Source organism: Frankia sp. CcWB3 (assembly GCF_977927595.1).
In genome coordinates, this window is sequence record NZ_CDWRCK010000228.1 from 1 (window position 1) to 6,743 (window position 6,743).

A 6,743-nucleotide genomic window follows, 5' to 3' on the forward strand; every position below is an offset into this window, starting at 1 on the left:
GCCCTGACGCCCTGACGCCCTGACGACTGCTCCCACTGTCCTGGAAGGACCCCGTGGTCGACGTCCTACCTCCTCCCCCCGGCGACCGCATCGAGCCCATCGGCATCGAAGTCGAGATGCAGCGGTCGTATCTCGACTACGCCATGTCGGTCATCGTCGGCCGTGCGCTGCCGGAGGTACGCGACGGGCTCAAGCCCGTCCATCGCCGGGTCCTCTACGCCATGTACGACGGCGGCTACCGCCCCGACCGCGGGTACTTCAAGTGCTCCCGCGTGGTCGGGGACGTCATGGGTAACTACCACCCCCACGGCGACACGGCGATCTACGACACCCTCGTCCGGCTCGCGCAGGGCTGGTCGTTGCGCTACCCGCTGGTCGACGGGAACGGCAACTTCGGCTCGCCCGGCAACGATCCACCCGCCGCCATGCGGTACACCGAGGCGCGGATGGCGTCCTTGGCGATGGAGATGCTGCGTGACATCGACCAGGAGACGGTCGACTTCGCCCCGAACTACGATGGGCGTTCGCAGGAGCCGCTCGTTCTGCCCAGCCGGTTCCCGAACCTGCTCGTCAACGGCGCCGGCGGCATCGCGGTCGGCATGGCGACGAACATCCCGCCGCACAACCTGCGCGAGGTCGCGAAGGGCGTGCGGTGGGCGCTCGACCACCCGGACGCGAGCGACTCCGAGTTGCTCGAGGCGCTGATCGGCCTGATCAAGGGCCCGGACTTCCCGACCTCGGGGCTCATCGTCGGCCGTAACGGCATCGAGGAGGCCTACCGCACCGGCCGCGGCAGCATCCGGATGCGGGCGGTGGTGAACGTCGAGGAGAACAAGGGCCGCACCCAGCTCGTCGTCACCGAGCTGCCCTACCAGGTGAACCCGGACAACCTCGCCGAGAAGATCGCCGAACTGGTCCGGGACAACAGGGTCACCGGTATCGCCGACGTCCGGGACGAGACCTCGGCGCGCATCGGCCAGCGTCTGGTCATCGACCTCAAGCGCGACGCTGTCGCCAAGGTCGTGCTCAACAACCTCTACAAGCACACCCAGCTTCAGGACACCTTCGGCGTCAACATGCTGGCGATCGTCGACGGCGTGCCGCGTACCCTGCGCCTCGACCAGATGGTCCGCTACTACGTCGAGCACCAGATCGACGTCATCGTCCGCCGGACCCGCTATCAGCTGCGCAAGGCCCGCGAGCGGCTGCACGTCCTGGACGGTCTGCTGATCGCGCTGGATCACCTCGACGAGGTCATCAACCTCATCCGCAACGCCGAGTCGGCGGACGTGGCCCGCGGCCAGCTGATGGAACGCTTCTCGCTGTCGGAGATCCAGGCCACCGCCATCCTCGACATGCAGCTGCGCCGGCTCGCCGCCCTGGAACGTCAGCGGATCATCGACGAGGCGGCCGAACTTCGCGCGAAGATCTCCGATCTGGAGGCGATCCTGGCCTCGCCGACCCGGCAGCGGCAGATCATCGGCGAGGAGCTCGCCGAGGTCGTCGAGAAGTTCGGCGACGAGCGGCGAACTCGTCTCGTCCCGTTCGAGGGCGACATGTCCATCGAGGACCTGATCGCCCAGGAGGACGTGGTCGTCACCGTCACCCGCGGCGGCTACGCCAAGCGCACCAAGACCGACCTCTACCGCTCGCAGCGCCGCGGCGGCAAGGGCGTGCAGGGCGCGGCGCTGCGCGAGGACGACATCGTCGAGCACTTCTTCGTCACGACCACCCACCACTGGCTGCTGTTCTTCACGAACAAGGGCCGGGTGTACCGGGCGAAGGCGCACGAGCTGCCCGAGCAGGCCAGGTCGGCCAAGGGCCAGCACGTCGCGAACATCCTGGCTTTCGGGCAGGATGAGCGGATCGCCGAGGTCATCGCGGTCAAGGACTACGAGGCCGCCCCCTACCTGGTCCTGGCGACCAAGCGCGGGCTGTGCAAGAAGACCGCGCTGCATGACTTCGACTCGAACCGGGCCGGTGGCCTGGTGGCGATCAACCTGCGCGACGACGACGAGCTGATCGCCGCCCGGCTCGTGGCGCCCGGCGACGATCTGCTCTTGGTCAGCCGCAACGCCCAGTCGATCCGGTTCCACGCCGACGACGAGCAGTTGCGGCCGATGGGCCGGGCGACCTCGGGTGTGATCGGTATGCGGTTCGATGCCGAGGACGAGCTGCTGTCCATGGACGTCGTCGTGCCGGGTACGACGGCGGATCTGCTCGTCGCCACCTCCGGTGGATACGCGAAGCGGACGCCGCTGGCCGAGTACCCGGTGCAGGGCCGTGGTGGCAAGGGCGTGCTGACCGCTAAGATCGTCTCGACTCGCGGTGGTCTGGTGGGGGCACTCGTCGTCGATCCCGACGACCAGCTCTACGCCATCGCCTCCAACGGAGGTGTATTGCGGACTGTTGCCAAGGATGTACGGCGGGCGCAGCGGCAGACCATGGGAGTCCGGCTCATCGATCTGGAGTCCGGCGTGCAGGTTGTCGGAGTCGCGCGTAATGCTGATGCGGAGGACACCGACGCCGGGCCCCAGGAAAGCTGAGAGCGAGCCCCGAGAGGCTGACGGTCTCGTGGTCGTGGCCACCCACGCCGAGAACGACGCCGCCCGAGGGGACGGGTGTGCGCGGGACCCGTGCACACCGTCAGGACCGAACCGGGAGAGTCCGTGAGTGACAGTCAGGAAGACCGGCCAGCCCGGTCGGCGGTCTACCGCGGCCCCTCCTCGGCCGCCGGGTCGGAGGGAGCGCGTGACACCGAGCAGTCCCGCCGGCCGAGCAGAGGGGACGGGGCCGGCCCGCGGTCCACGGTGAGACCCGCTTCCCCTGGTTCCTCCGGTGCTGGCGGCGCGGCCAGGGGCGCGGGTTCCTCCGGCCCGGGTTCCGCGGGTTCCTCCGGTGTTTCCGGTTCCTCCGGTGTTTCCGGTTCCTCCGGTGTTTCCGGTTCCGCCGGGCGTGATTCGGAAGCCGGTCGCCGGGCTGGCGCCGGGCCGGCGCCGGGACGCGCGGCGGACGCCGCGGGCCGCTCGTTGTCGCTGCGGGACGGCCGTGGGGGGGACACCGGCAGCGAGACGGTGAAGGTGCCCGCGGCCGGCGGTGGGCCCGCGTCCGGTAATCCGTTCTTCCAGCGGCCCGGGCGGTCCGGTCGGCCCGTGGATGAGCGGGAGGGCGGCCGCGGCCCGGCCGGAGGCGCGGCGGACTCGCCGCCGTCCTCCGCCGGGGGGCCGACGGGTTCGATTGGGTCGTCGAAGGCCGGGTCGTCGAAGGCCTATCCGGCTGAACCCGGCTCGTCGGCGTCGGGTTTGGCGGCGCCCCGCTCCGGATCGGTCCCCGACGGGGCGAAGTCTCCCTTGTCCTCGCGGTCCTTGTCCACCTCCTCCGCGGGCGCGTCGGGCGCAGGTTCGTCGGGTGGCCCCTCCACGGGACGTGCCAGCGGAACGTCGTCGGTGTCCCCATCCGGGTCGGCTCGTACCGGGGCCGCTGGAACCCACTCCGACGAGGCGGGCTCGGCTACCCGGAAACTCGGCTCGGCCGCCGTATCGTCGCCGGCGAAGTCCCTCGGCCTGGCGCCACCCGGACCCGGTCGAGCCACGCCAGGGGGGCCGGCAGTTCGCGTGGAGCCCCCGGCCGAGCGGCCACAGGAGAACGACACCATCTCCCTGGTCCGCCCGCCCAGCATGACGAGGAGCCGTACCACGAATCCCGACAGGAACCGTGCCGCGCCCGAGCGCATGCCCGCCCCCGATCCGGTACGCCCCGCCGCGCCGGGCCCGGCGGGGGGCAGGTCCGGCGGTGCCGGCCCCACGGCGGCCTACGACCGGCCGCTCGCGGCGCCGGAGTCCGCGGGTACCGCCACGACGACGGGCGCTCTGAACAGCGTGACCACGACCTCCCCCGGCGCGCTCGACGACCAGCTCGAGCCGATCTCCGCTGAGCGGGCGGGTGCCGGTCACTCTCCTGGCCGGTCCGGTCCCGGCTCGTCCGGTTCCGCCCGCCCGCCCGGTCAGGGCCGGCGGGCCAAGCTCAAGCTGTCCAAGGTCAATCCCCTCACGGTGACCCGGGTCAGCTTCGCGTTCTCCCTCTGCGTCTTTGTGGTTCTGCTCGTCGCGATCGCCGTGCTGTGGTTCGTCCTGAACTCGATCGGCGTGTTCGACAGCGTCTCCGACGCGGCCGACACTCTGACCGACAGCAGCAGCACCGACATCCGAGGATGGCTGTCGTTCGGCCGGGCAATGCAGATCAGCTTGCTCATCGGGGCGATCAACGTCATCCTCATGACCGCGCTGTCCACGCTCGGTGCCCTGCTCTACAACCTCTGCGCCGAGATGATCGGCGGCGTCGAGCTGACCCTGAGCGATCATTAGCTTGGAGGTGCGGCGGCGGTCCCACTCCTCCGCCGCCGTCCTGTATTCTTGCACTCGCAGCACGGACCTATAGCTCAGTCGGTTAGAGCGCTTCCCTGATAAGGAAGAGGCCGGTGGTTCAAGTCCACCTAGGTCCACGCGCTGGCCGGTCATGCTCGCCGCCCTGTGGGCGGCTTCGCCGTGGCCGTCATGCTGGCCGGGGGGCCAAGCCCCCCGAACCCCCCGCGTTGCGCCTTCGGAGCTCGCCGTGCCCAGCGGGGTGGTCGGGCCCCGGCGGCGAGGTCTGAGATCAAGGCCGGGTCGACGTGCTGCGCGAGGTCGAGGGCAACGCCACAGGGACGACCCCCGGCTGCATAAACCGTCCACCGGTGATCCGGGAAGATCCCCGCGCGTGCGGGGATGACGCCGCCGCAGCGGGCGTCAGGCTCGGCGGGTCGGGAAGATCCCCGCGTACGCGGGGACGACGAACCACCGGCCTCTTCCTTATCAGGGAAGCGCGGAAGATCCCCGCGCATGCGGGGACGACACTTGCTGACCTGGGAATCTATCAGCGGAGCAGGCCGAAAAACTTCACTCCGCTAAGCCGGCCGTTGGCGGTCGGCAGGGTGCCAGACGTGGCGGCGGAACCCGTGTGCCTGTCAGTGTCCCGGCGACGGGGTGGGCGGGCCGCCGGCACGACGGTCCGTACGCGCGGCCAGCGCACATAGCGCAGCCGGCGCAGACCGGGAAGCCTGCGCCACGTCAGGGAGCTGGCCGTGCCGGTCGCGCCGAGGCGGCGGACACCGAGGCGGGCACCGGGGTGTAGCGAAGCTTCTCCACCAGGATGGACAGCCGGCGGCCCGGTTTCTCCAGGACGACGTAGCTGATCCATCCACCGAGGATGCCGGCCGTGACCAGCAGGGCGGCCACCCACGGAAACGCCGACGGCGCATGACTGACCAGCCCGTGCCGGTCCAGCACTAGCAGCAGAATCGGCTCATGCCACAGGTACACGCTGTAGCTGATCATGCCGAGCCAGACGAATGCCGGGGTGGCGAAGAACCGGCGCCACAGCGTGTCGCGGGGCGCCAGCACGGACGCGGCGAACAGCACACCGAAACCGATCGAATTCAGCGTGGAGAACGCCTCGAACGATGCCGCGGTGTGCCCCCGGACCATCGCGTCAGCGATGATGAGCCCGGCGGCGACGAACCGCAACGCACACGCGAGCGGGGCGGACAACGGCCGTTCCCGACCGCGGCGGACATAGAGAACCGCAGTGATCATTCCGAGGCCGAAGTTGCCGGCATAGTTCTGCGGCGAGAACCAGTACGCCCACTGGTCGTGCTGGGCCCGCACGATGTAGACCGCGTAGACGATCCAGACGGCGGACACCACGATCAGCAGGACCGGCGGCAGGCAGAGCCGCCGCCAGCGATGCGCCTCGGGTAGTCGATGGGTCTGCCGCCGCCGCAGCCAGCCGGCGACCAGGGCGAGGTAGAGATAGAAGTAGACCTCGACGGCCAGCGACCAGGCCGGGCCGATCGTGTAAAATACCCGTTTACTGTCGAAGACCTGGGTGAAGGTCAGGTGTTCGACCAGGTCGATCCAGTCGCCGGGCAGGCCGGGGTTGCGCGCCGCCCATACGATGATGAGCGCCGTGTAGTACAGCGGAAGAACCCGCAGCCCACGACGTATGAGCGTGTCTGTGGGTGACCGTTGGGTCCGGCCGGCCCTGACCCGGTTCACCATCGGCATATACAGCAGGAACCCGGAGACCAGGAAGAACCAACTGATCATCCCGTCGAAGGCGCCGAGGACCTGGCCGAGGAATGTACCCGCGTACGACGTGTTGCCATCCCCGCGGCAGAACTGATAGGCGTGGAAAATGATCACCGAGATCGCCGCCACGCCGCGGAACCCGCCCAGGTCGACCAGCTCGAGCCTGGGATCGCCCACCGTCGTCTGCCGACGACCGCGGCGGTTTCCTCCGGTCTCTCCGGTGATACCTGCCTCCCCGGCCCGCGGCCGGGCCGAGGTCCGGACCGGCACCGTCGGCCGCTCCCTCGGTGGCGGTAACGGTGGTGGCGGCGGTGGCACCGGTGGCGGTGGGGGCTGCGCCCACCAGGACGGGAGAGCCGGCGCGGGCAGAACTCGGGACCTCGGCACGATGTTTCGAGGGTCGCCTGGTGTGGTCATGACCTGGCTTCGGGGTAAGGGACCACACCGCCCGCCGCGAAGCCGGCTGGAGGTGCGGTCGCGCTGTCCGGCGTGACCGGGTCGGGCTGCGGCACGGTGCGTGGGGTCACGTGCCACTCTCGTTCCCGCAGCAACTCCTTCACCGGTGCCAGCCGGGCGATGACGTTCTTGAACTCGCTGTAGAAGATGTTCATCAGGCAG

Annotated in this window: 5 protein-coding genes and 1 tRNA gene; 3 read left to right on the top strand and 3 right to left on the bottom strand. The window is 69.8% G+C overall.

The window, feature by feature from the left end:
* Nucleotides 1–53: 53 nt before the first annotated feature.
* A complete protein-coding gene (gene gyrA / locus ACY5KJ_RS15900) occupies nucleotides 54–2,546 on the top strand; it encodes a DNA gyrase subunit A (protein ID WP_462203711.1) in 2,493 nt (830 codons plus the stop codon).
* Nucleotides 2,547–3,268: 722 nt separating this feature from the next.
* Here the strand turns inward: gyrA and ACY5KJ_RS15905 are convergent.
* Nucleotides 3,269–3,733, bottom strand: coding sequence for a hypothetical protein (locus tag ACY5KJ_RS15905; RefSeq protein WP_462188017.1), 465 nt, complete (start codon nucleotides 3,731–3,733; stop codon nucleotides 3,269–3,271).
* Between ACY5KJ_RS15905 and ACY5KJ_RS15910 the strand changes: the two genes are divergently transcribed.
* Nucleotides 3,732–4,364 carry a DUF3566 domain-containing protein gene (locus ACY5KJ_RS15910; protein ID WP_462203713.1) on the top strand — a complete coding sequence of 211 codons (633 nt, stop codon included), beginning with the start codon at nucleotides 3,732–3,734 and terminating at the stop codon, nucleotides 4,362–4,364. The two genes, ACY5KJ_RS15905 and ACY5KJ_RS15910, sit on opposite strands and share 2 nt — an antisense overlap.
* 63 nt (nucleotides 4,365–4,427) lie before the next feature.
* Nucleotides 4,428–4,501: transfer RNA gene (locus ACY5KJ_RS15915), tRNA-Ile, on the top strand.
* Nucleotides 4,502–5,105: 604 nt separating this feature from the next.
* On the opposite strand, the gene ACY5KJ_RS15920 is transcribed toward ACY5KJ_RS15915, so the two are convergent.
* Together ACY5KJ_RS15920 and ACY5KJ_RS15925 are read right to left on the bottom strand one after the other, a co-directional pair.
* Complete coding sequence (locus tag ACY5KJ_RS15920) at nucleotides 5,106–6,302, bottom strand: acyltransferase family protein (protein WP_462203714.1); 1,197 nt, start codon at nucleotides 6,300–6,302, stop codon at nucleotides 5,106–5,108.
* A gap of 236 nt (nucleotides 6,303–6,538) precedes the next feature.
* On the bottom strand, nucleotides 6,539–6,743 hold a 205-nt coding region (locus ACY5KJ_RS15925; RefSeq protein ID WP_462203715.1), incomplete at its 5' end, for a hypothetical protein.